Below are 20135 nucleotides of genomic sequence, written 5' to 3' on the forward strand. Positions count from 1 at the left end.
TAAGCGCGGGACAAGCCCCTTTACTTGTTGAAACGCAAGGCCAACCGAGCCTGTTGCAATAACGATTCCACCCTCAAATTGAGGTTCCAAGGGTGCTCGGCAGTGCGACTGGCCTTGCGCAACTCGCCCGACCAGGCCGTGAGCCGGGTCAGATCACCATCCCGGTGCAGGCTGCTTTCAGGGAAATACCGGGGCGAGGCACCGGTGGCCATGCACGCCAGGTCGTGGCACAGCTTTTGAAGGGTTTCGACCACCAAGGGCAAGGGCCAGCCCGCCATCGCACCACTTTGCCCTTGCGCCACGTCGCGCGGAATCTGCGGCCAGCGCACGGCATCCAGGCCCATGGCGTGACGGTCGCGCGCCGTCAGCGGTTGGCCTCCGGCCGCTTGCAGCAAGACGCTGGCATCGGCTTCACTCAAGCCATTGATCTGCTCGCGCAGCCAGGCGATAGCGGCTACCTTGTCCGGCAATGGCAGGCGCCAGGCCTGGCAGCGGCTGCGCACCGTGGGCAGCAATTCGTCCAGCGAACCGGCGCTGACCACGAAGCGCAACATGCCGGGCGGCTCTTCCAGGGTCTTGAGCAAGGTGTTGCTGGACACCATGTTCATGCGCTCGGCCGGGTGCACCACCACGACCTTGGCCCGGCCACGCGAGGGTGTTTGCTGTGAGAACTGCACCACCGCGCGGATGGATTCAACCTTGATGTCCTGGCTGAGCTTCTTGGTCTTGCCGGATTTTTCGGACGCACCCTCCTCATCATCGCCCGAGCTGGTCCAGCCCAGGGCGGCTTGCAGGGCTTCGGGCACGACCACCACCAGGTCCGGGTGCGAGCGCGCCGAGATGAGGTGGCAGCTGCCGCACACACCGCATGCCGGTTTGAACAGGCTGCCAGGGGCCTGGGCCTCGCACAGCCAGGACTGCGCCAGGGCCATGGAGAACTCGAACTGGCCCACGCCTTGAGGGCCGTGAACCAGGGTGGCGTGGCCATGGGCTTGCGCCAGGGCCTGGGCAAGGGGCTGTTGAAGCCAGGGCAGCAAATCGCTCACAGCCAGCCTTTGGATTGAAGCGCGGCATCGACCTGGCGCGCCACATCAGCCGGACTGGCGCTGGCGTCAATCAGGGCGAAGCGCTGGGCATCGGCTTGCAAACGCGCCTGGTACCCGGCCCTCACCCGCTCAAAAAACGCGGTGTCCTGGGCTTCGAAGCGATCAGGCTGGCGGGCGGCCGACAGGCGGGCGGCTGCCACCTCGGGCGGCAAGTCGAACAAAAAAGTCAGGTCGGGCTGGCGTTGGCCCTGCACCCATTGCTCAAGCGTGCTGAGGACACTCAAGTCAAAGCCCCGCCCCGCGCCCTGGTAGGCAAAGGTGGCATCGGTGAATCGGTCGGACAACACCCAGGCGCCTCGGGCCAGAGCAGGCTCGATGACCTGGACCAGGTGATCGCGGCGCGCGGCGAACACCAACAGGGATTCGGTCAGCGCGTCCATGGGATCGTGCAGAACGCTTTGGCGCAGCTTCTCGGCCAGGGGCGTGCCGCCTGGCTCGCGGGTGCGCACCACGTCGCGCCCCGCCTGGCGCAGCTGGCTTTCCAAGGCATCCAGGTGGCTGGTCTTGCCCGCGCCATCAATGCCTTCAAACGAGATGAACCGGCTCATGGGCGCTTTCTCTGGTACTGGTTGACCGCGCGATTGTGCTCAGCCAGGGTGCTGCTGAACACGCTGCTGCCATCGCCACGCGAGACAAAGTAAAAGGCATTGGTCTCGGCCGGGTGCACCGCCGCCAGCAAGGCCGCCTTGCCGGGCATGGCAATGGGCGTTGGCGGCAGGCCGTTGCGCATGTAGGTGTTGTAAGGCGTGTCCGTCTGCAAATGGCTGCGTTTGAGGTTGCCATCAAACTCGTCGCCCATGCCATAGATCACGGTGGGGTCGGTCTGCAAGGGCATGCGCACGCGCAGGCGGTTGCAGAAAACACCGGCGATCATCGGGCGGTCGGATGCCAGGCCGGTTTCCTTCTCCACGATGGAGGCCAGGATCAGCATCTCTTGCGGCGAATTCAGGGGGCAGCTGTTGCTGGGCCCACGCAAGGTCCAGGCGTCGCTCAGGTGCTTTTGCATGGCACGGTGGGCACGTTTCAGCACCGCCAGATCCGTGCTGCCCTTGGCGTATGAATAAGTGTCCGGAAAGAACTGCCCCTCTGGCGACAAGCCCGGGTTGCCCAGCTGGGCCATGAGCTGCGCATCGCTCAGCTTGGCGGTGGTGGGCTGCAGGCCATCGGCTTGCGCCAACTCGGCCCGAAACCGTTTGAAGGTCCAGCCATCGATGAGCTTGACCACGGCCAGGCGCTCATCGCCCATCACCATCATGCGCAACAAGGAATGTGGCGTGGCGCCACGCTCCAGCATGTAGCTGCCCGCCCGGATCTGCCGCGCCTTGCCCGACCAGCGAAACCATTGGTAGAGCATCACCGGCGAGGCGTCGACTCCTGCCTCGACCCAGCCACGCGCAATCTCGCGGGGCGTGGTGCCCGACTCGATGGCCAGCTCGATGTCTTCGCCGTGCATGCGCAAAGGCTGGTGCACCCACCAGAACACGGCACCCGCGCATGCCAATGCGGCCATCAGCAGCAATCCGAGCAAAATGCCCATGACGCCGCCTTGTTGTCGCTTGGCTTTGGGGTGGTTTGATAGCAGCTTAGTCGGGATCATCCGTGGACCAATGATGGAATTGACGACCGTGATGATAATGACCCCCATGCAAGACTTTCATTTTCCAGACCCCAAGGCACTCAATGGTGCCGTTGCCCTGTCCCATTTGGGCATCATTTCAGCCGAAGGTGCAGACGCGGCCAGCTTCCTTCATGGTCAGTTGAGCCAGGATGTGACGGGCCAAGCGCCACATCAGGCTCGCTTGGCCGCATTCTGCTCGGCCAAGGGCCGGATGCTGGCCAGCTTCATCGTCGTCAAACCTCTGCCCGAAACCTTCTGGTTGGTCACGGATGCGCAAGTGCTGCCAGCTGCACTCAAGCGGCTGTCCATGTTCGTGCTGCGGGCCAAGGCCAAATTGAGTGATGCGGCCAGCACCTTGTCAGCCGTGGGGCTGGTGGGGCCGAGCGCGCAGGCATGGCTGGGTGACTCAGCTCCCGCCGATCCCTGGCAAGCCAGCCCCCATGCCGCCAGCGGTGGCCAGGTGGTGCGTTTGCCCGATGTGCTGGGCGCGCCCCGCTGGCTGTGGATCGGGCCGGTTGATGCGGCTCAGTCGCTGGTCAAGACCATGCCTGCCCTGCCCTTGGCCACCTGGCAGTGGCTGGACGTGATGAGCGGCGTGGTGCGCATCGAGCCCTCTACCGTCGATCAGTTCGTGCCGCAGATGGTCAACTATGAACTGGTGGGCGGCGTGCATTTTCAAAAGGGCTGCTACCCCGGCCAGGAGATCGTGGCGCGCAGCCAATACCGGGGCACCCTCAAACGGCGCACCTTCCTGCTGCATGGCCCAGCGCTCATGCAAGCCGGGCAGGAGGTGTTCTCGTCAGCCGACCCCGGTCAGCCTGCGGGCTTGGTGGCCAATGCCGCGGCCATCCCTGCCGCCGACGGTCAGCCAAGCTCCGCTTTCAGCGCCTTGGTCGAATTGAAATGGCAGGCCCTGGAGAACGGATGGCACCTTGGATCGGCTGAAGGACCTGCCCTGGCACTGGGCACCATGCCCTACGAAGTGCCCCTGGGCACCTCGGACGACTGATTTGGCAATTTCTTAACGGCAATCAACCTCGGTTTGGGCGCATGCCTGCAGCGCGCTGTTTCGCGCACGCGATCCAGGGGTTAACCTCCATCACACTTGACCGCCTCAGGAACCCATGGCCATGGCAGATGCAGCCCCGGCAAAGGCTTTGTTCATCTACTACAAGGTGGACCCAGCCCACGCCCCGGCGTTTGAAAACGCGGTTCGGCAAATGCAGACCGCATTGCGCCGATCCCATGAAGACCTGACGGCCAGGCTGTGGATTCGTGCCGATGCGAAAGCGCCGGCGCCAACCTGGATGGAAACCTATGAACATCCCGAAGGGGTCAGCGTCTTGCTGGCCACCTTGATCGAGTTGGCCGCGCAGGATTTGCCCGCTGGGCAGATCGGTGATCGGCACGTCGAGATGTTCACCAACATTGACTGAGAAGGACACAGCCTGATGTGCTTGGTGGCCGTGGCGCTGGATCAAAGCAGCCGTTTTCCCTTTGTGATGGCGGGCAACCGCGAGGAGTTCTTCGACCGCCCCGCCAATCGGCTTGGCTGGTGGGAGCCTGGGCAAAGCGCGCCCTCGATCCTGGGTGGACGCGATCTGCAGGCGGGCGGCACCTGGTTGGGCTTGACGGCACACGGCAGGCTGGGCGTGGTCACCAATGTGCGTGACCCGTCACAAGTGGACCCGACCGCGCCCTCGCGTGGCGAAATCGTTCCTCTGTGGCTGCAGGGGGACACCCCCATGAACCGGCTGTGGCCAAGGCTGGCCATGACGGGCTACAACGGCTTCAACCTGCTGACGGTGGACTTTGCCGAAGGCGAGGCCTACTGGGTGAACAACACCAAGCTGTACCCGCAACGCCTGGAGCGCGGCTTGTATGGCGTGTCCAACGCCGGGCTGAACACACCGTGGCCCAAGGTGCAGGCGCTCAAAACCCGCATGAAGACCGCGCTGAACAGCGCCGCCGACCTGGAAGGCCTGGTGGTGCGCCTGTTCGAGGCCCTGACCGACCCCACCATCGCCCCCGATGACAAGCTGCCCTTCACGGGTGTGCCGCTGGAATGGGAGCGACTGCTGTCCGCCGCTTTTGTGCGCTCGCCCGATGGCCACTACGGCACGCGCTGCTCAACCCTGGTCATCACCGAGCGGGTCAACAAACGCCTGGTGACGCATGTGCTGGAACGCACCTACTCCAACCAGTCGAGCATGGCCTTGTTGCGCCGCGTGACCTTGAAGAACTGGCCGCCAAGGCACACGGCCGCCGCCTCCGAGTTGGCGCGACTGGACGCCACCTTGCCGCCGCCCGCGATGCGCCCGGAAGAGCCGTTTGAAAGCAGCGACGTGTCAGAGCACGATAACCACGCCCTGCCCGCCACGCCCGTGGCCCGCAAAACGCGCGCGCGCAGCCTGATCAAGTCGGCGGCCAGTCGGCCAGTCAAAGCCTGAGTGTCATGACGATGTGGGGAATGCCCACTTCGTCGAACACCGGGCCATCCGGGGCAAAACCCGCGCGCTGGTAGAACGCCTGGGCACTGGTCTGGGCATGCAGGCTCAAGGTGTGAACGCTTTGCTCGCGCGCGGCACCGATCAGGGCCTGCAAGACCTGTTCGCCCAGCCCCACCCCACGGCTGCTGCGCAGCACCGCCATGCGGCCGATCTTGGCCTCGCCCTGAGGCAGGCCCGAGGTGATCAGCCGTCCTGTGGCCAATGGCAAACCCGCCAGATTGGCGACCACCGCATGCAAGGCCTGCGTGTCATCCTCGTCCCACTCTTCGGATTCGGGGATGGCCTGCTCTTCGATGAACACGGCGGTGCGCACGGCACGGGCCAGCGGCGCCAGGCTGGCCCAGTCTCCGCAATGCAGCGAATGAACAGGGGCACCCTGAGCCTGGCGCTCCAGTTGCAAACGCACGGCCGCGGGCACCGGCTCTGGGCGGCCGGTGGTCAGCTGGGTGAACACGTAAACCGTCTCACCAGTCACCAGCAAGCGTCCGTTGGCCTGCATCGACCACACCATGGTGATGGACGAACGGCCGATGCGCTCGCAGCGCACGCCGATGTCCAGCCAATCGTCCAGCCGGGCTGGCGCGTGGTACTCCAGCACATTGCGGCGCACGAAGATGTCGCCCTTCAGATGCGCCAGCCCTTCGGGGTAGGGCAAACCCACCGCCCGCCAGTAATCGGAAATCGCCGTGTCCAGGTAGTTCAGGTAATGGCCGTTGAAGACCACGCGCTGTGCGTCCACCTCGGACCAGCGCACCCGCAATCGGTGATGAAACGGAAATTCAATCGTCATGAAAAAAGCCCGCATGGGTGAGCATGCGGGCCATTGTCCGGCACAAGTGCCAGGGGTGCTTCGGTGGGCTGCTTACTTCTTGTCGCGCAATTCGCGGCGCAAGATCTTGCCCACGGGCGACTTGGGCAGCTCTTCGGTGCGGAACTCGACGATGCGTGGGATCTTGTAGCCCGTCAGGTTCTTGCGGCAATGCTCGATCACCGATTCTTTGGTCAGGCCAGGATTGCGCGGCACGATGATGACCTTGACACGCTCGCCTGCAGCATCATCAGGCACGCCCACGGCGGCCACTTCCTTGACGTCGGGGTGCATGGCGACCACGTCTTCGATCTCGTTGGGGTACACATTGAAGCCCGAGACCAGGATCATGTCCTTCTTGCGGTCCACGATCTTGCAGAAGCCCTTGTCGTCGATGATGCCGATGTCGCCCGTGGCCAGCCAGCCGTCCTTGTCGATGACTTCGGCCGTGGCCTCGGGGCGGTTCCAGTAACCCTTCATGACCTGCGGACCACGCACGCACAGCTCGCCTGGCTCGCCAATGTCGGCCCAGGTGCCGTCTTCACGGCGCATGCGCACTTCAGTGGAAGGCACGGGCACACCGATCGAGCCGGTGAAGGTCGGGCCCGGCTTGGAGATGTCGACCGGGGCCTGGGTCACGATGGGCGAGCATTCGGTCAGGCCATAGCCTTCGACGACGGCATTGCCGGTGACTTCCTTCCAGCGTTCGGCCACATTGCGTTGCAGCGCCATGCCGCCAGCGATCGACAGCTTCAGCTTGGAAAAGTCGAGATTGCGGAAAGCCGGATCCTCCAGGAAGGAGGAGAACAGGGTGTTCACGCCAGTGATGCCCGAGAACTTCTCGTTCTTGAGGATCATCATCACGCGCTTGGTGTCGCGCGGGTTGGCGATCAGGATGTTGCGGCCACCCAGCGCCATGAAGATCAGGCCGTTCACCGTCAGCGAGAAGATGTGGTACATCGGGATCAGAGTGACCACGGTTTCCGTCTCACCCGTCAACTGGCCTTCAGCAAAGGCCAAAGCCTGCTGGCAGTTGGTGAGCACATTGCGGTGCGTCAGCATGGCGCCTTTGGCCACGCCGGTGGTGCCGCCGGTGTACTGCAGAAAGGCCAGGTCATCGGGCTTGACGACCACGGACTTGACCTTGACCTGCGCGCCCTGCTTGAGCGCTTCACGCATCCAGATGGCGGTGGGCAGGCTGTAAGCCGGCACCATTTTCTGAACCTTGCGCAGGATGAAATTCAGGGCCCAGCCCTTGGGGTTGAAGAAGCCGTCGGCCAGCAGATCACCGATCTGCGTCAGCACGATGTTCTTGATCTGGGTGCCCGCTTGCGCGTCTTGCAGCGTCTTGGCGAAGGTCTCCATCACGATGATGGTCTCGGCGCCAGAATCCTTCAGCTGGTGGTTCAGTTCTCGTGCGGTGTACAGCGGGTTCACGTTGACCACGACCGCGCCAATGCGCAGCACGGCGAACAGGGCTACCGGGTACTGGAAGGTGTTGGGCAGCATGATCGCCACGCGGTCACCCTGCTTGACACCCTTGCTTTGCAAGAAACCGGCGAACTCCTTGACCAGGCGGTCCAGCCGGGAGTTGAGCATCTCGGTGCCGATGCTGACAAAGCCGGGACGGTCGCGGAACTTGTTGATGCACTCGTCGAAATACTCGGTGAGCGACTGGTATTTGTTGATGTCGATGTCGTGGGCCACGCCCTTGACATACGAGGACAACCAAATGCGATTGGTGGTGCCGTCGGGGTTGACGATGGACTGGCCGGGCACAGGTGCCGATGCCGTGGCTGCTGCGGATGTGGTCATCTGATGTCTCCTCGTATGCCCGCCAAGCTCAATGGCCTGGCGGGAGGGGCTTTCCCGAGACAAGGGTTGCCTCGCGTTGCCTGTTTAAGCGGACAAGTGTATCAACCTGTGAGGGAGGTTTGAAGGCCCCCCTCGCAAATTGCCCCCAGTTTTACCGTTCCAGGATGGCGACCACGCCCTGGCCACCGGCCGCACAGATCGAGATCAGGCCGCGCCCCGAACCCTTCTGGGCCAGCATCTTGGCCAAGGTGGCCACGATGCGACCACCCGTGGCGGCGAAGGGGTGACCCGCGGCCAGCGAGCTACCGTTGATGTTGAGCTTGCTCATGTCGATCGAGCCCAGGGGCTGATCACGGCCCAGGCGCTCCTTGCAGTACTTGGCGTCTTCCCAGGCCTTCAGCGTGCACAACACTTGCGCGGCAAAGGCTTCGTGGATTTCATAGAAATCGAAGTCTTGCAGCTTGATGCCGGCGCGGTCGAGCATGCGGGGCACGGCGTAGGCCGGCGCCATCAGCAGACCTTCCTTCTTGTTGAAGAAGTCCACGGCGGCCACTTCGCTGAAGGTGATGTAGGCCAGCACCGGCAGGTTGTGGGCCTTGGCCCATTCCTCGCTGCCCAGCAGCACGGCCGAGGCGCCGTCGGTCAGGGGCGTGGAATTGCCGGGCGTCAAGGTGCCTTGGCCGGGCGCGACCTTCTTGTCAAAGCAAGGTTTGAGCGAGCGCAGCTTTTCAATCGTCAGATCGCCGCGCAGGTTGTTGTCTTTGGTGACGCCCTTGAACGGGGTCATCAGGTCGGCGAAGAAGCCGTCGTTGTAGGCGCGGGCCAGGTTCTTGTGGCTCTTCAGGGTCAGTTGATCCTGGTCTTCGCGGGCGATGCCCCATTCGCGCGACATCAGCTCTGCGTGTTCGCCCATCGAGAAACCCGTGCGGGGCTCGCCGTTCTTGGGAATGGCGGGCTTGACCAGCATGCTCGGACGGATCTTGGAGATGATCTTGAGCTGGGCCATGGTGCCCTTGGCACGGTTGGCTTCCATCAGGATCTTGCGCATCTTTTCGTTGACGCCGATGGGCGCATCAGACGTCGTGTCCACGCCGCCGCCAATACCGCACTCGATGTGGCCCAGGGCGATCTTGTTGGCCACCAGCATGATGGCTTCCAGGCCGGTGCCGCAAGCTTGCTGCAGGTCGTAGGCCGGCGTTTCAGGTGACAAGGTGGTGGACAGCACCGTCTCACGCACCAAATTGAAATCACGCGAGTGCTTCATGACCGCGCCAGCGGCGACATCGCCCAGGCGTTCGCCATGCAGGTTGAAGCGGTCAACCAGGCCTTGCAGCGTGGCGGTCAGCATGTCCTGATTGGAGACGTGCGAGTAGACGGTGTTGGAGCGGGCAAACGGGATGCGGTTGCCACCGATGATGGCGACGCGGCGAATGGTGTTCATGGATGAATCCCCAGAAGGTGAGATGCAAAAAATGGATGGATCAGATCAGGCGGCAACGGTCAGTAAGTGACACGGCCGCGCAGGTGGGGCTTGTCGCCCTTGGCGTTGCGAACTTCGAACAGCGCGCCGTCTTCCTGGCGGGCGGACCACAGCGAAGCGCGGGCGGGCAGGAACAAAGGCGTCTTGAACTCGACCATGGCCTCGGCCTGCTCAACCGGCTCGCGTGGCATCAGGGTGGCCAAAGCGCGGGCTTTGGTCCACATGCCGTGGGCGATGGCTTTGCGAAAGCCAAACATCTTGGCCGTGATGCCGGACAGGTGGATCGGGTTGATGTCGCCCGACACCCGGCCATAACGTCGGCCAATGCCTCCCGCAGCGAAGAAATCCGCTTGGTGCGACAGCGGCGTCGGATCGATCAGGGCCGAGGCAAAAGCCTGGCCCTTGGGCTGACGAATACCGACGCGCAGCAAATACTGCGTGCCTTCCCACACCAACTGATCGTTGCGCAAAGCTCGCTGCGTGAGGGTGAAGATCTGCCCTTTTTCATGGGCGATCAAGGGGCCGGTGGCCACCTCGATCCGCAACTCGTCGCCCACATTGATGCGCTGGAGTTGCTTGACGCTGTTGGCCAGGTGCACTGTGCCCATGGCGGGCCAGGGGTAGTACTTCGAGCCGAAAAACGCCATCGTCAGCGGAAAAGCCAGCATCTGCGGGTAGGTGATGGGCACGCCATGCGCACGGCTGAAGCCACACACCCGCGAATAGCTGGCGATGTGGGCTTCTTCAACCCTGACGCGTGGCCGCGCGTAAGTCACTTCTGGCAAAGACTCGATCACGCCCGGCCGTTTGGTACTGGACTGCATGGCCCGCACGTACATCGTGAGCGGGTTGACCAACTTGTTGACTTCGATGAGCTTCATGACGGGGTCTCGGTCAGGCGCCAATCAGGCTTTGGCCGCACACGCGGATCACGTTCGAGGTGACACCGCTGGAAGCCGGGCTGGCGTACCAGGCGATGGCTTCGGCCACGTCTTCAGGCTGACCGCCCTGGCTCATGGAGTTCATGCGGCGACCGGCTTCGCGGATGGCGAAAGGGATGGCGGCGGTCATCTGCGTTTCGATGAAGCCTGGCGCCACGGCGTTGATGGTGATGCCACGCTCGGCGAAGATCGGGGCCGTGCCCTGCACCATGCCCACCACACCGGCCTTGGAGACCGCGTAGTTGGTCTGGCCCATGTTGCCTGCCAAGCCCGAGATCGACGACACACACACGATGCGGCCACCATTTTTGATGGCACCTGATTCGACCAGCGCGTCGTTGATGCGCTCTTGCGTTGACAGGTTGACGTTGACCACCAACTGCCAGAGGTGTTCCTTCATGTTGGCGATGGTCTTGTCGCGGGTGATGCCGGCGTTGTGGACCACGATGTCCCAGCCGCCTTGGGCCTTGGCGGCCTCCACCAGTTTTTGAGGGGCGTCAGCGGCGCCGATATCCAGCGCGATGGCCGTGCCGTTCAACTTCTTGGCGACTTCGTCCAGGCCGGCTTGAGCTTGCGGCACGTCCAGGCAGATCACTTCGGCGCCGTCACGGGCCATGATCTCGGCAATCGCCGCGCCAATGCCGCGCGAAGCGCCAGTGACCAACGCCTTCTTGCCAGCCAGGGGCTTGTTCCAGTCGGCAGGAATGGCTTGCGGGCCCACGATCGCGCCAACCCGGATGACCTGTGCCGACACATAGGCCGACTTGGGCGACAGCAGGAAGCGCAAGGTCGACTCGACATTGCCTTCAGCGCCTTCGGCCACATAGACCAGCTGGGCATTGATGCCCTTCTTCAGCTCCTTGCCGAGCGAGCGCGTCAGGCCTTCCAGCGAGCGCTGAATGGCGGCCTTGCGGGGGCTCTTGCACAGCTCGGGCGGGCGGCCAATGATGACCACGCGGCCACAAGGCAACACCGAACGTGCCGCATCGTGGAAGAACCAGTACAGCGCATCAGACTGCGTGCTGTCATCCAGACCCGTGGCGTCGAACACCAAAGCCTTGACCTTCTCTCCGGGCTTGCCATCCGTGCCCCAGCGGCCGGTCGTCAAGCCCACCTTGTTGGCCACCGCCACCCACTGCGGCAACTTGGCGTGCGCCAAGGTCTGGGCCGAGATGGACTTGAAGAAACTGGCCAGCGAATCCAGCATCGGCGTTTCGCCAGCGCCACCGATCAGAACGGTGCCTTGAACAACAGGCTGCCCTTCTTTGTAACGCTCCAGCGGCAACGGCTTGGGCAGGCCCAGGGCGTTGATGAGCTTGGCACCCATGGACGAATTGGCGAAATCAAGGTAACCGTCTTTCATACTGATCGCTTCGAAAAAAACAGCCGGACGGCGTGCACAGCCGCCACGGCCTGGTTGGGATCAAGAGGCAGCAACCACGCTGCCCCACCGTTGGTCGGTGCATCCATCGCGCACCGCACCCTCACCAGCCTGGTCAGGCTGACGAGTTCGCAGCTTCACTGGGCTGCGTGTCTGACGAAATGGGGAACAGGCCCTGGCTGGGAAAGCCGGGGATCTTCAAGATGTGTCCGAACAGGGTGTCGTGCTCGGCGTCTGGCAGGGGGGCCTTCAAGGCCGCGACCATCAGCGACGCCAGGCGCGACAGGATCAGGGATTCGTCATCACCCTCGCCCCGCGTGAAGTCGCGGATCAGGCGCTGGGTGTTGCCTCCGGCCAAAATGCCCGACAGCGCGCCCATGGCGAAATGCAGGCGGAAGCCCAGTTCGCTGCGGTTCAGATCGGGCAAGGTGCGCTGGAAGGCCAGGAAAAACCGGCCCAGCGTCTCGATGTAGTGGTTGTTGATGAAGTCGCGCACCACGGGCGATGGGTCAGTGTAGGCACGACCCAGGAAGTGCAGATAGCGCTCGGCCGCCGGTGTTCCGCTACGGAAAATGCGCACCGCGGGCAGGAACATGGCCACCAGCACGTGCTCGCAGGTCAAATCGCCATGCAGGGTGTTCTCAAACCATTCGAGCATGGCCACGCGCTGGGCATTGAGCTGGTCGAGCTGGCGGGCCAGCACCGCGTGGATCAGCGCGTCCTTGCTGCCAAAGTGGTAGTTCACCGCCGCCAGGTTGACGCCAGCCGCCGTGGTGATCTGGCGCATGGACATCGATTCAAAACCGCCGGAGACGAACAAGACCTCGGCCGCATCCAGGATGCGGGACTTGGTGTCCGTGGGTGACAAGCGGGGGGCGGCCGTCGGCATGGTCAGGTTGGTCTCCGGGATACGAACGTTTCAAACGCCCGTTTCATCTCATTGGGTGCGTATGGTATTGCACCTTTGGGCTGCCCGCGCAACTGTTTTTAAACAAAAATCCACCCTCCCCCTCAGTGCGGGGGCTTCAGCGCGGTGCCAGGGTAAAGTGCGCCGTATCCCGCGTTTGACACCTTCTATCCAAAGCCATGTCCACGATCCTTTACCTCACCCAGATCCAATTTGAATTCGGCGCCATCCAACTGCTGGCCTCGGAGTGCGAGCGGGTCGGCATCAAGCGCCCCCTGATCGTCACCGACGCTGGCGTGCGCGCGGCCGGTGTGCTGCAAAAGGCTTTGGACGCCTTGAAGGACTGGCCCGTCACCATTTTTGACCAGACCCCACCCAACCCGACCGAAGCGTCGGTGCGGGCAGCGCACGCGGTCTGGACGCAGGCCAAGTGCGACGGACTGATCGCCGTGGGCGGTGGCTCCAGCATCGACCTGGCCAAGGGCCTGGCCATCATGGCCACCCACCCCGGCCCCCTGAAAACCTACGCCACCATCGAGGGTGGCTCGCCCAAGATCACAGCGCAGGCCGCTCCTTTGATCGCCGTGCCGACCACGGCGGGCACGGGCAGCGAGGTGGCGCGTGGCGCCATCGTGATCGTGGACGATGGCCGTAAGCTGGGCTTCCACTCCTGGAACCTGATGCCCAAGGCCGCCATCTGCGACCCGGAACTCACTTTGGGCCTGCCCCCTGCCCTCACGGCGGCCACCGGCATGGACGCCATCGCGCACTGCATGGAAACCTTCATGGCGCCCGCCTTCAACCCACCCGCCGACGGCATCGCGCTGGACGGCCTGGAGCGCGCCTGGCACCACATCGAGCGCGCCACAAAAGACGGCGGCGACCGCGAGTCCCGCCTGAACATGATGAGCGCCTCGATGCAAGGCGCCATGGCGTTCCAAAAAGGCCTGGGCGCTGTCCACAGCCTGAGCCACAGCCTGGGCGGGGTGAACCCCAAACTGCACCACGGCACTTTGAACGCCATGTTCCTGCCCGCCGTCATCCAGTTCAACTCGCAGGCCGAATCAATCAAGAAGGAGCGCCGCCTGGAGCGCATGGCCCACGCCATGGGTTTGAGCAGCGCTTCCGACATCCCCCAGGCCATCCGCGATCTGAATGCGCGATTGGGCCTGGCCAAGGGCCTGGGCGAGTTGGGCGTTCAGCGCGAGTGGTTCGACAAGGTGATCGACGGCGCGATGAAAGACCATTGCCACAAGACCAACCCGCGCATCGCCACACCAGAAGATTACGCCGAGCTCTTGTCTGCATCGATGTGAGCGTCGGTGGGTGATGCCGCCTCGCGGGTCACCATTACCTGGTCGATCTTGTAGCTGTCGACGTCCATCACCTCAAAGCGGAAGCCGCCCCAGACCACCACATCGGTGCGTTTGGGGATGCGGCGCAACATCACCATCATGAAACCGGCCAGGGTTTCGTAGTCTTCCTGCAGCGGCAGTTCCCACAACTCCAGCGCCTGCATCACGTCCGGGATGGGCGTCATGCCGTCGATCAGCCAGGAGTTGGCATCGCGCTGCACGATCTGCTCTTCGTCCATCGAGATCACCAGGCCGCCCATCACCGTGCTCATCACGTCGTTGATGGTGATGATGCCCACGACCAAGCTGTATTCATTCACGATGACGGCGAAGTCGTCTTGCGCCTGGCGGAACTGGGTCAACAGCTCGGACAGGGTCAGGCGATCGGGCACGATCAGGACCTTGTTGATCAGGCCATCGGCCTGCAGTGAAATGGGCAGCGAGTTCAGCACCCGACTCAGCAGGTGCTTGGCGTCCACATAGCCCACCACGTGGTCGATGCTGCCGTCGCAGACCAGGTAGGTGGAATGCGGGTACTGGTCAATGCGGGCGCGGATCAGGATCTCGCTGTCGTCTTGCAGAAAGTGCACGATGCGCTCGCGGCCGGTCATGGCGCTGGTCACGGTGCGGGTGTCCAGCTCGAACACGTTCTCGATCACCTGATGTTCTCGGGCGGCCAGCACGCCAGCTTCGGCACCAGCCTCGGCCATGGCACGGATGTCGTCCGAGGTGATGCTGTCATCGCGTCGGGTGGGCAGGCCCAGCAGCTTGAACAAGGCGTCGGTCAACTGGCTGAAGAACCACACCACCGGCCTGAACACCGCCAGGAAGATGCGCATGGGGCCGACCACCGCCACCGCCACCTTCTCGGGCGCGACCATGCCCAGGCGCTTGGGGAACAGGTCAGACAGCAGGATGAACAAGCTGGTGACGATGACGAAAGACAGCAGCAAGCCCACGGTTTCAGCCCGCTCGGGCGAAACCTGGAAGGTGCGCAAGGTCATCTGGATGAAGGGCGAGAACGCGCCCTCTCCCACGATGCCGCCCAGGATGGCCACGCTGTTCTGGCCGATCTGGATGACGGTGAAGTAGTCGCCGGGGTGGTCTTGCACGTGCATGACCTGCTGGGCGCGCAGATCGCCTTGCTCCAGCATCTGGCGCAGGCGCACGCGGCGCGAGGCGGCCACGGCCAGTTCGGCGGTTGAGAAAAAAGCGCTGACCGCGATGAGCGCGGCGATCAGCATCAGGCTGACGGTGGAGTCCATGAAAACAGTGTAGCGATCACAGGGCCCGGACTTCAGCGATCGGACAGCCTCGCTGCAACCAATCGCGCCACTCCTGAGCCAGGCGTTCACTTTCCGCCACGGCCGCACTCCACAGCTGGACGCGCTGTGGGAAATCCAGACGGGTGAAATCCTCCCGGTCAGGCAACTTGCCGCCCGGCAGTTGGGCGACCCAGTCGGGGTTGGGGGCCAGCAAGACCATGTTGCTCAGGCCCGGCGTGGGCAGGTGTCGGCGCTTGAAGGATTTGTCGAGCCAGCCCGGCACGATGGATTGCTGGAAGTGGGGGTACAGCACCAGGCCGCTGTCCATGGAGTTGAAGTTCCAGTGGAAGTGGTAGTCAACCAGGCCGCCATCCCAATGGGCGCCCGCTGTGGCGCCCGGGATGTCGCGCACGGCGTCCAGCAGGAAAGGGATGCTGCAGGAAGCTTGCAAGGCGGGTTTGAAATTCTCGGCCGTCAGGGCCCAGCGCGCGGTGGGCAGGTCGCGCAGGGCCACGGGCAGGGCCTCGCCCGCAGATGAGAACACATTGCGCTCCAGGAAAGCCCCGACACTGCGGCGCGACAAGGCATTGCCCAAAGCCAGGCCCGCAAAACCCAGCGGGGTGCGCATGCGGGTGCCTGAACGCAAGAGCTGTCGCCCGCGTGCGGTGACCACGTGCAACCGCCAACGCGGGTGAGACAGGATGCCATCGGTGTCCGCGCCAAAAAAAGTGTCCAGCGCCTGCCCGAAACCGGCGCTGACGCGCTGAGGCGATGGCATTTTTTTCCCGGCCTCCGGTTCGTAATTTTGGTGAATGTAGTCGTGCGCGAGGCGCTCAAAGGCTTTGGCTGGTTCGGGCATGGTGGCGGTGGCCATGCGCCAGGCGCCGATGGATGCGCCCACCAGGTGCAGCGTGTGCCGGGTGGGCGTGAGCCACTGGCCGAACAGGTGGCGATCCAGGTGCGTGAGGATCAAGCCTTTGGGGCCGCCCGCCGCCGCCGGGATCAAACGGACATCGTGCGGGCTCAGCCCATGTTGTTCAATGTGGCGGCGAGCAACGGGGCCTGCGTGGATGTGCAAGGCTTTCATGGTGGTCTTCGTCAAGCTCAAGCGACGGCTTGCGCCTCCAGGCCCGGGTGGCCCAGACGGTGAGCCTTGTAAACACGCCGCACCCATTCAACGCAAGGCCGATTGCCCAGCCAGGCTGGCGAATGCCCTGCGCCTTGGCGGAATTGGGCCGTGCCATAGATGGGATGCTGATCCGGACAGGCCAGGGGCGCCAGGATGGACGCCGCGGTGATGTCTGCCACCGAGAACTGCTGCCCCACCAGGTAGTGGCGCCCATCACTCAGCCTGCCATCGAGCCAGGCCAGCGCCTGTTGGATGCGCTCGGCCGATTGCGCGGCGGCTTCCGCGTTGATGCGCAGGCGCCGCCTGAAAATCCATCTGGTCAAAGGATAAAACAGCCTGACCAGGCGGGCCTGGTTCCGGTTGGCGTGCTGCGTCCACATGCCGATGATCCGGTCGTCGTCGTCCAAAGTCGCGTGGTACAGGTAGCGGGCCACATCTTTGCCAATGGCATCGAAGCGCTCCTCGATGTCCATGATCTCTTCGTTCAGACCGACATGGCGCGGCATCACGGCCAAGGGGCCCAGGTGCTGGTCCAGCCATTGCAGGATCTGGGTGCTGTCCTGGATGTGCTCGACCGCACCACTCGGCTGCCGAACTTCCAATATCGGCAAGGTGGTTTCGCCCTGCCCACCCATGCGCAAGGCCGGTACCACGTGCAGGGTTGGCGTCATGACCACTTCGGTGAAGCTCAGGCCTGAGGCGTCCAGTGTCCAGCGGATTTTCTCGCTGAAATGCGAGATCGCGAAGGTGTAGAGGGTCAGGCTGGCGGTGGACATCAGCGTCAGGATACCGCAGGGACATCCACCTGAGGTATTGACGCTTGATCAGGCTCCCGCGCGATAATCCCCTCCTGTCTTGTCATCATCATCCAGGGAGATGAACTTCATGTCGTTGAGAAAAATCGCGTCGGCCAGCTTGTGCACTGCCTTGTTGTCATGCCTGACCCCAGCCATGGCCGCACCCGTTTCGTACACTTTTTCAACAGGCGCCCCGATTTCCGGCCCTGCTGAGCTCACTGGCTTGCTGAGCGGTCTGTCGGTCTCGGGCGTGTTCACCTATAACTCGGCCACCCCTTTTCTGGGCTTGTCAGGCGACCTGGGTTTTGAACCCGGCTACAGCACCTACGCCACCAATGGCACGCTGACCCAGGCCGTTCTTGGCCTGGCTGGATCGGTGGGGGGCCATCAATTCTCGGACATCGCCGGCACGGCCAGCATCCGTAATGCCAACACGGGCACCCCCAGCGCCACGCTGCTGGACATCATCTCCCTGACCTCCGATCCGACGCTGAAGGCTGGCGCCAACACGCCGCCCTCGGACTATGCGCGGCAATTGCAAGGTTTCACCCTCGGCAACTACACGCTGAACAACGTACGCCTGTACTGGATAGGTGGCATCACCGGTGGCGCGTTCAATTTCCTGGGTGACAGCAGCTTGCCCGCCGATCTGCCGACTTTTCAAGGTCGACTGGCCTTTGACTTCGTTCGCACTGACGATCCGACCAACACGGCCAATGTTCCCTACTACTCCAACACCGTGACCTTTGGTGGGCTGTCCGTTCAGGCGGTGGCGGTGCCTGAGATCGACACTTACCTGATGGTGTTGGTGGGCTTGGGCATGGTGGGCATCGCAACTCGCCGTCGCCAATCACGGCCGCTGGCGGATTGATCTGGCCCAGGTTCACTCGCCATCACGCACAAAGAAAAAGGGAGCTCAAGCTCCCTTTTTGCATGCAAACACGTGTGGCCTGCAACTTCGCAAACACGGCCGCCGCGGCCGATTTTTCAGCTGAACTTCATGCCCAGTTAGCCACGATTACAGGGTTTAACGCTTCCTGGTAACCGGCTGGCAAGTTGATCTGACCAGCGGACGGGGCAGAGAACGAGGCCATGGCGTCTACCAAAGTCTGCACATTCCCTGATGCCAGAGTCTTGCCATCGGACAGGCGAATGCTCTCAACCTGGTTCGCCGCCGAGGCGTACCAATCATTGATGGTGAAAGCATCCGATGTGCCAATGACTGAGAACTCCAGGTCACTGCCAACTTGGCGCAGCCAGATCTGTTCGGCGGTCATGCCTGCCAGCACATCCAATCGATCGGCGCCACCATCATCCGTCAGCGTGTCAGCTCCTTCGTCGCGCCCCCAGATGTAGATATCGTTGGACGCGGTTGACGAATCGACCAATGTGTCATTGCCCAGGCCCCCATGGACATTGTCGTTGCCAGACCAGGGTGTGAGGCCAGCCGCGTAATTGCTGTCACTCAAGATGGTCTCGTTACCCAGGCCCCCATCAATCTAGTCGTCGCCGTCGCCCGCCCAACAGCATGTTGAAGGCTGTGGCCAAGTGCCCGCCCAAGCTGTACCCTGTGACAGATATCTGCTGGCCAACCGGAATCTTGCCTTCCTCTTTGAGACTGGCATACCAACTTGCCATGTCACGAATCTGCCCTAAGGCAAATCCGTACTCCTTGACTTCCATGATGTGGGTAGCCCTGTTGTCTCGAACTGAGTCATCGATGAACTCCGTGCTTCGAAAACTGATTACATATTCATGTGTACTCTTATTCTGAAACAACGTTCCACTGAATCCAGTCGGTGTGTTTTCTATCTGCTCAATCACATCCCATTTACTTGAGAATTCATTTACCTGAGCTCGAATGAACCGGGAAGCATGATTATTTCCCAAAACCAATGCTGCACCTAAAGCCTCTCCTTGGTAATATTTTGTGTCGCCATTTCTAAGAAAAGCTTCCGCAGCCATCTGCAGATTAGCATATTGCAAATAATCATTTACCTGCGGCGAATTCGTTGTGCTCATGCTTTAATTTCCCTGTATCGCTGCAGGCTTTAAAACTTCTTCGACAAAACGTTCTGTTTGGCCGATTTGGTTGAGTTCGGGGTGTTCCCCAACAAACCAAGGACAGGAATTCTTGGCGGCGTATAACCATGGAGATCGCCCGCCAGATATATTTCCTTGCCCCGAGTCCATCATATAACCCACTCTCTCAGCCAATACTTCATTAGTCTGCAGATCAATTACTTTCAAAGAACTTCCTGCAATCCAATGAATCCGCTCTTCACACGTTGAAATGTCGTCATAAATCAAGCCATAACGCGGAGCGGGGCCAGTGGCCAGGGTTTTAGTGAGTTCGAAGGTAGTGGTTTTAAATTTTCCACGAGGCCCACCCGTCAGGGTACCGCCGTCCCGTTCAACTTCTTGGAAATTGCCGACATACCGATAACGTTGACCATCTTTTGGATCTATCGCTTCGACATACATATATCCCGCAGAATGCGCCGATGAGCTTTGATTAAAGGAACTGCGCCAAAACCCCCGCAAAAAACTTTTTATATATGCATCTCCCTCCAGATCATTTCCATAAGGATCAGTCAATGCAAATTGGTCTCCAAAATTTAGTTTAGGTCTCAATTTGAGTAAATAAATGCCATCGACATTCTTGACCGTCCGATGGATCTTCACTCCGGCGGTCTGGCAGCGCTGAGCAAGTAGCGCGTGCGCCTTGGTTAATCGCTCTTTCGAGGAAGGTTCGGTCAGCCCCGCGCAGGCGCCTATGCTTATAAGGGTCAGCAGCGCAACTATCCAGCGCAGCGCATTGTGAATTCGATTTGAAAAATTCATCTTGATCCCATGGAAAGCGCCTCTAGCCACAAAAAGTGCCTAGGCGAAATATTCAAAAAAGACGAGACCAATCCGTCGCTAGGCAGCACAGGCCCCGTAGTAATACGGAATTGCATTCGCCTATTCGAATTGATGCGCCAATGCCCCTGATGTGACTTTTAAAAAAACTTCAAGGCAGT

At 61.9% G+C, this 20135-nt stretch carries 21 protein-coding genes; 5 read left to right on the top strand and 16 right to left on the bottom strand.

From position 1 onward, the window contains the following. Positions 1-20: 20 nt before the first annotated feature. The 3 genes from Q7V20_RS08215 to mltG are packed head-to-tail and all read right to left on the bottom strand — an operon-like array spanning position 21 to position 2643. On the bottom strand, positions 21-1046 hold the full coding sequence (locus tag Q7V20_RS08215) for a DNA polymerase III subunit delta' (protein ID WP_304789030.1): 1026 nt from the start codon (positions 1044-1046) through the stop codon (positions 21-23). Further along, positions 1043-1654, bottom strand: a complete 612-nt coding sequence (tmk, locus tag Q7V20_RS08220) for a dTMP kinase (protein ID WP_304789032.1) — start codon at positions 1652-1654, stop codon at positions 1043-1045. The genes Q7V20_RS08215 and tmk overlap by 4 nt, the downstream gene beginning before the upstream one ends. Further along, positions 1651-2643 carry an endolytic transglycosylase MltG gene (gene mltG, locus Q7V20_RS08225; protein ID WP_304789034.1) on the bottom strand — a complete coding sequence of 331 codons (993 nt, stop codon included), beginning with the start codon at positions 2641-2643 and terminating at the stop codon, positions 1651-1653. Before mltG ends, tmk begins: the two co-directional genes overlap by 4 nt. Positions 2644-2749: 106 nt before the next feature. Between mltG and Q7V20_RS08230 the strand changes: the two genes are divergently transcribed. From Q7V20_RS08230 to Q7V20_RS08240, 3 genes are all read left to right on the top strand, one after another. Further along, positions 2750-3733 carry a folate-binding protein YgfZ gene (locus Q7V20_RS08230; RefSeq protein WP_304789036.1) on the top strand — a complete coding sequence of 328 codons (984 nt, stop codon included), beginning with the start codon at positions 2750-2752 and terminating at the stop codon, positions 3731-3733. A 121-nt stretch (positions 3734-3854) separates the two neighbouring features. Continuing rightward, positions 3855-4160 carry a DUF4936 family protein gene (locus tag Q7V20_RS08235; RefSeq protein WP_304789038.1) on the top strand — a complete coding sequence of 102 codons (306 nt, stop codon included), beginning with the start codon at positions 3855-3857 and terminating at the stop codon, positions 4158-4160. A 15-nt stretch (positions 4161-4175) separates the two neighbouring features. Then, the gene (locus Q7V20_RS08240) at positions 4176-5174 is read left to right on the top strand and encodes an NRDE family protein (protein WP_304789040.1); all 999 of its coding nucleotides are present in this window, start codon (positions 4176-4178) and stop codon (positions 5172-5174) included. On the opposite strand, the gene Q7V20_RS08245 is transcribed toward Q7V20_RS08240, so the two are convergent. From Q7V20_RS08245 to Q7V20_RS08270, 6 genes are all read right to left on the bottom strand, one after another. Continuing rightward, a complete protein-coding gene (locus Q7V20_RS08245) occupies positions 5164-6024 on the bottom strand; it encodes a YbgC/FadM family acyl-CoA thioesterase (protein ID WP_304789042.1) in 861 nt (286 codons plus the stop codon). The two genes, Q7V20_RS08240 and Q7V20_RS08245, sit on opposite strands and share 11 nt — an antisense overlap. Before the next feature lie 72 nt (positions 6025-6096). After that, positions 6097-7857 carry an AMP-binding protein gene (locus Q7V20_RS08250; RefSeq protein WP_304789044.1) on the bottom strand — a complete coding sequence of 587 codons (1761 nt, stop codon included), beginning with the start codon at positions 7855-7857 and terminating at the stop codon, positions 6097-6099. Positions 7858-8008: 151 nt separating this feature from the next. Further along, on the bottom strand, positions 8009-9298 hold the full coding sequence (locus Q7V20_RS08255) for an acetyl-CoA C-acetyltransferase (RefSeq protein WP_304789046.1): 1290 nt from the start codon (positions 9296-9298) through the stop codon (positions 8009-8011). Between the two features lie 59 nt (positions 9299-9357). Next, entirely contained in the window at positions 9358-10218 is an 861-nt protein-coding gene (locus Q7V20_RS08260) for a MaoC/PaaZ C-terminal domain-containing protein (protein WP_304789048.1), read from the bottom strand. A 13-nt stretch (positions 10219-10231) separates the two neighbouring features. Then, positions 10232-11641 carry a 3-oxoacyl-ACP reductase gene (locus tag Q7V20_RS08265; RefSeq protein ID WP_304789050.1) on the bottom strand — a complete coding sequence of 470 codons (1410 nt, stop codon included), beginning with the start codon at positions 11639-11641 and terminating at the stop codon, positions 10232-10234. Between the two features lie 133 nt (positions 11642-11774). Continuing rightward, a complete protein-coding gene (locus Q7V20_RS08270) occupies positions 11775-12548 on the bottom strand; it encodes a TetR/AcrR family transcriptional regulator (RefSeq protein WP_304789052.1) in 774 nt (257 codons plus the stop codon). A 197-nt stretch (positions 12549-12745) separates the two neighbouring features. Here Q7V20_RS08270 and Q7V20_RS08275 point away from each other — a divergent pair, with 197 nt between their 5' ends. Then, positions 12746-13882: an iron-containing alcohol dehydrogenase gene (locus tag Q7V20_RS08275; protein ID WP_304789054.1), complete on the top strand. Its 1137-nt coding sequence runs from the start codon at positions 12746-12748 to the stop codon at positions 13880-13882. On the opposite strand, the gene Q7V20_RS08280 is transcribed toward Q7V20_RS08275, so the two are convergent. Genes Q7V20_RS08280 through Q7V20_RS08295 form a run of 4 tightly spaced genes read right to left on the bottom strand, consistent with a single transcriptional unit; the run spans position 13852 to position 17370 of the window. Further along, positions 13852-15186 carry a hemolysin family protein gene (locus Q7V20_RS08280; protein WP_304789055.1) on the bottom strand — a complete coding sequence of 445 codons (1335 nt, stop codon included), beginning with the start codon at positions 15184-15186 and terminating at the stop codon, positions 13852-13854. The genes Q7V20_RS08275 and Q7V20_RS08280 overlap by 31 nt on opposite strands. 16 nt (positions 15187-15202) lie before the next feature. Next, positions 15203-16273, bottom strand: coding sequence for a phospholipase (locus tag Q7V20_RS08285; RefSeq protein WP_304789057.1), 1071 nt, complete (start codon positions 16271-16273; stop codon positions 15203-15205). Positions 16274-16290: 17 nt separating this feature from the next. Further along, complete coding sequence (locus Q7V20_RS08290) at positions 16291-17091, bottom strand: glutathione S-transferase family protein (protein WP_304789059.1); 801 nt, start codon at positions 17089-17091, stop codon at positions 16291-16293. A 48-nt stretch (positions 17092-17139) separates the two neighbouring features. Continuing rightward, positions 17140-17370 carry a hypothetical protein gene (locus tag Q7V20_RS08295; RefSeq protein WP_304789060.1) on the bottom strand — a complete coding sequence of 77 codons (231 nt, stop codon included), beginning with the start codon at positions 17368-17370 and terminating at the stop codon, positions 17140-17142. Between Q7V20_RS08295 and Q7V20_RS08300 the strand changes: the two genes are divergently transcribed. After that, the gene (locus Q7V20_RS08300) at positions 17363-17983 is read left to right on the top strand and encodes a hypothetical protein (protein WP_304789062.1); all 621 of its coding nucleotides are present in this window, start codon (positions 17363-17365) and stop codon (positions 17981-17983) included. The two genes, Q7V20_RS08295 and Q7V20_RS08300, sit on opposite strands and share 8 nt — an antisense overlap. A gap of 127 nt (positions 17984-18110) precedes the next feature. Here Q7V20_RS08300 and Q7V20_RS08305 read toward each other — a convergent pair whose 3' ends face one another. Genes Q7V20_RS08305 through Q7V20_RS08315 form a run of 3 tightly spaced genes read right to left on the bottom strand, consistent with a single transcriptional unit; the run spans position 18111 to position 19956 of the window. Then, on the bottom strand, positions 18111-18581 hold the full coding sequence (locus tag Q7V20_RS08305) for a calcium-binding protein (RefSeq protein ID WP_304789064.1): 471 nt from the start codon (positions 18579-18581) through the stop codon (positions 18111-18113). Between the two features lie 25 nt (positions 18582-18606). Beyond that, entirely contained in the window at positions 18607-19134 is a 528-nt protein-coding gene (locus Q7V20_RS08310; protein ID WP_304789066.1) for a hypothetical protein, read from the bottom strand. A 3-nt stretch (positions 19135-19137) separates the two neighbouring features. After that, positions 19138-19956 carry a hypothetical protein gene (locus Q7V20_RS08315; protein ID WP_304789068.1) on the bottom strand — a complete coding sequence of 273 codons (819 nt, stop codon included), beginning with the start codon at positions 19954-19956 and terminating at the stop codon, positions 19138-19140. Between the last annotated feature and the right edge of the window lie 179 nt (positions 19957-20135).

Origin of the sequence: Aquabacterium sp., assembly GCF_030652515.1 — a bacterium.
Classification (GTDB): Bacteria; Pseudomonadota; Gammaproteobacteria; order Burkholderiales; family Burkholderiaceae_C; genus Aquabacterium.

Bases quoted from the DNA above. Each gene is read 5' to 3' on its own strand.
- tmk (WP_304789032.1), bottom strand. From the start codon at position 1,654: ATGAGCCGGTTCATCTCGTTTGAAGGCATTGATGGCGCGGGCAAGACC.
- mltG (WP_304789034.1), bottom strand. From the start codon at position 2,643: ATGGGCATTTTGCTCGGATTGCTGCTGATGGCCGCATTGGCATGCGCG.
- Q7V20_RS08230 (WP_304789036.1), top strand. From the start codon at position 2,750: ATGCAAGACTTTCATTTTCCAGACCCCAAGGCACTCAATGGTGCCGTT.
- Q7V20_RS08235 (WP_304789038.1), top strand. From the start codon at position 3,855: ATGGCAGATGCAGCCCCGGCAAAGGCTTTGTTCATCTACTACAAGGTG.
- Q7V20_RS08240 (WP_304789040.1), top strand. From the start codon at position 4,176: ATGTGCTTGGTGGCCGTGGCGCTGGATCAAAGCAGCCGTTTTCCCTTT.
- Q7V20_RS08245 (WP_304789042.1), bottom strand. From the start codon at position 6,024: ATGACGATTGAATTTCCGTTTCATCACCGATTGCGGGTGCGCTGGTCC.
- Q7V20_RS08250 (WP_304789044.1), bottom strand. From the start codon at position 7,857: ATGACCACATCCGCAGCAGCCACGGCATCGGCACCTGTGCCCGGCCAG.
- Q7V20_RS08255 (WP_304789046.1), bottom strand. From the start codon at position 9,298: ATGAACACCATTCGCCGCGTCGCCATCATCGGTGGCAACCGCATCCCG.
- Q7V20_RS08260 (WP_304789048.1), bottom strand. From the start codon at position 10,218: ATGAAGCTCATCGAAGTCAACAAGTTGGTCAACCCGCTCACGATGTAC.
- Q7V20_RS08265 (WP_304789050.1), bottom strand. From the start codon at position 11,641: ATGAAAGACGGTTACCTTGATTTCGCCAATTCGTCCATGGGTGCCAAG.
- Q7V20_RS08270 (WP_304789052.1), bottom strand. From the start codon at position 12,548: ATGCCGACGGCCGCCCCCCGCTTGTCACCCACGGACACCAAGTCCCGC.
- Q7V20_RS08275 (WP_304789054.1), top strand. From the start codon at position 12,746: ATGTCCACGATCCTTTACCTCACCCAGATCCAATTTGAATTCGGCGCC.
- Q7V20_RS08280 (WP_304789055.1), bottom strand. From the start codon at position 15,186: ATGGACTCCACCGTCAGCCTGATGCTGATCGCCGCGCTCATCGCGGTC.
- Q7V20_RS08285 (WP_304789057.1), bottom strand. From the start codon at position 16,273: ATGAAAGCCTTGCACATCCACGCAGGCCCCGTTGCTCGCCGCCACATT.
- Q7V20_RS08290 (WP_304789059.1), bottom strand. From the start codon at position 17,091: ATGTCCACCGCCAGCCTGACCCTCTACACCTTCGCGATCTCGCATTTC.
- Q7V20_RS08310 (WP_304789066.1), bottom strand. From the start codon at position 19,134: ATGAGCACAACGAATTCGCCGCAGGTAAATGATTATTTGCAATATGCT.
- Q7V20_RS08315 (WP_304789068.1), bottom strand. From the start codon at position 19,956: ATGAATTTTTCAAATCGAATTCACAATGCGCTGCGCTGGATAGTTGCG.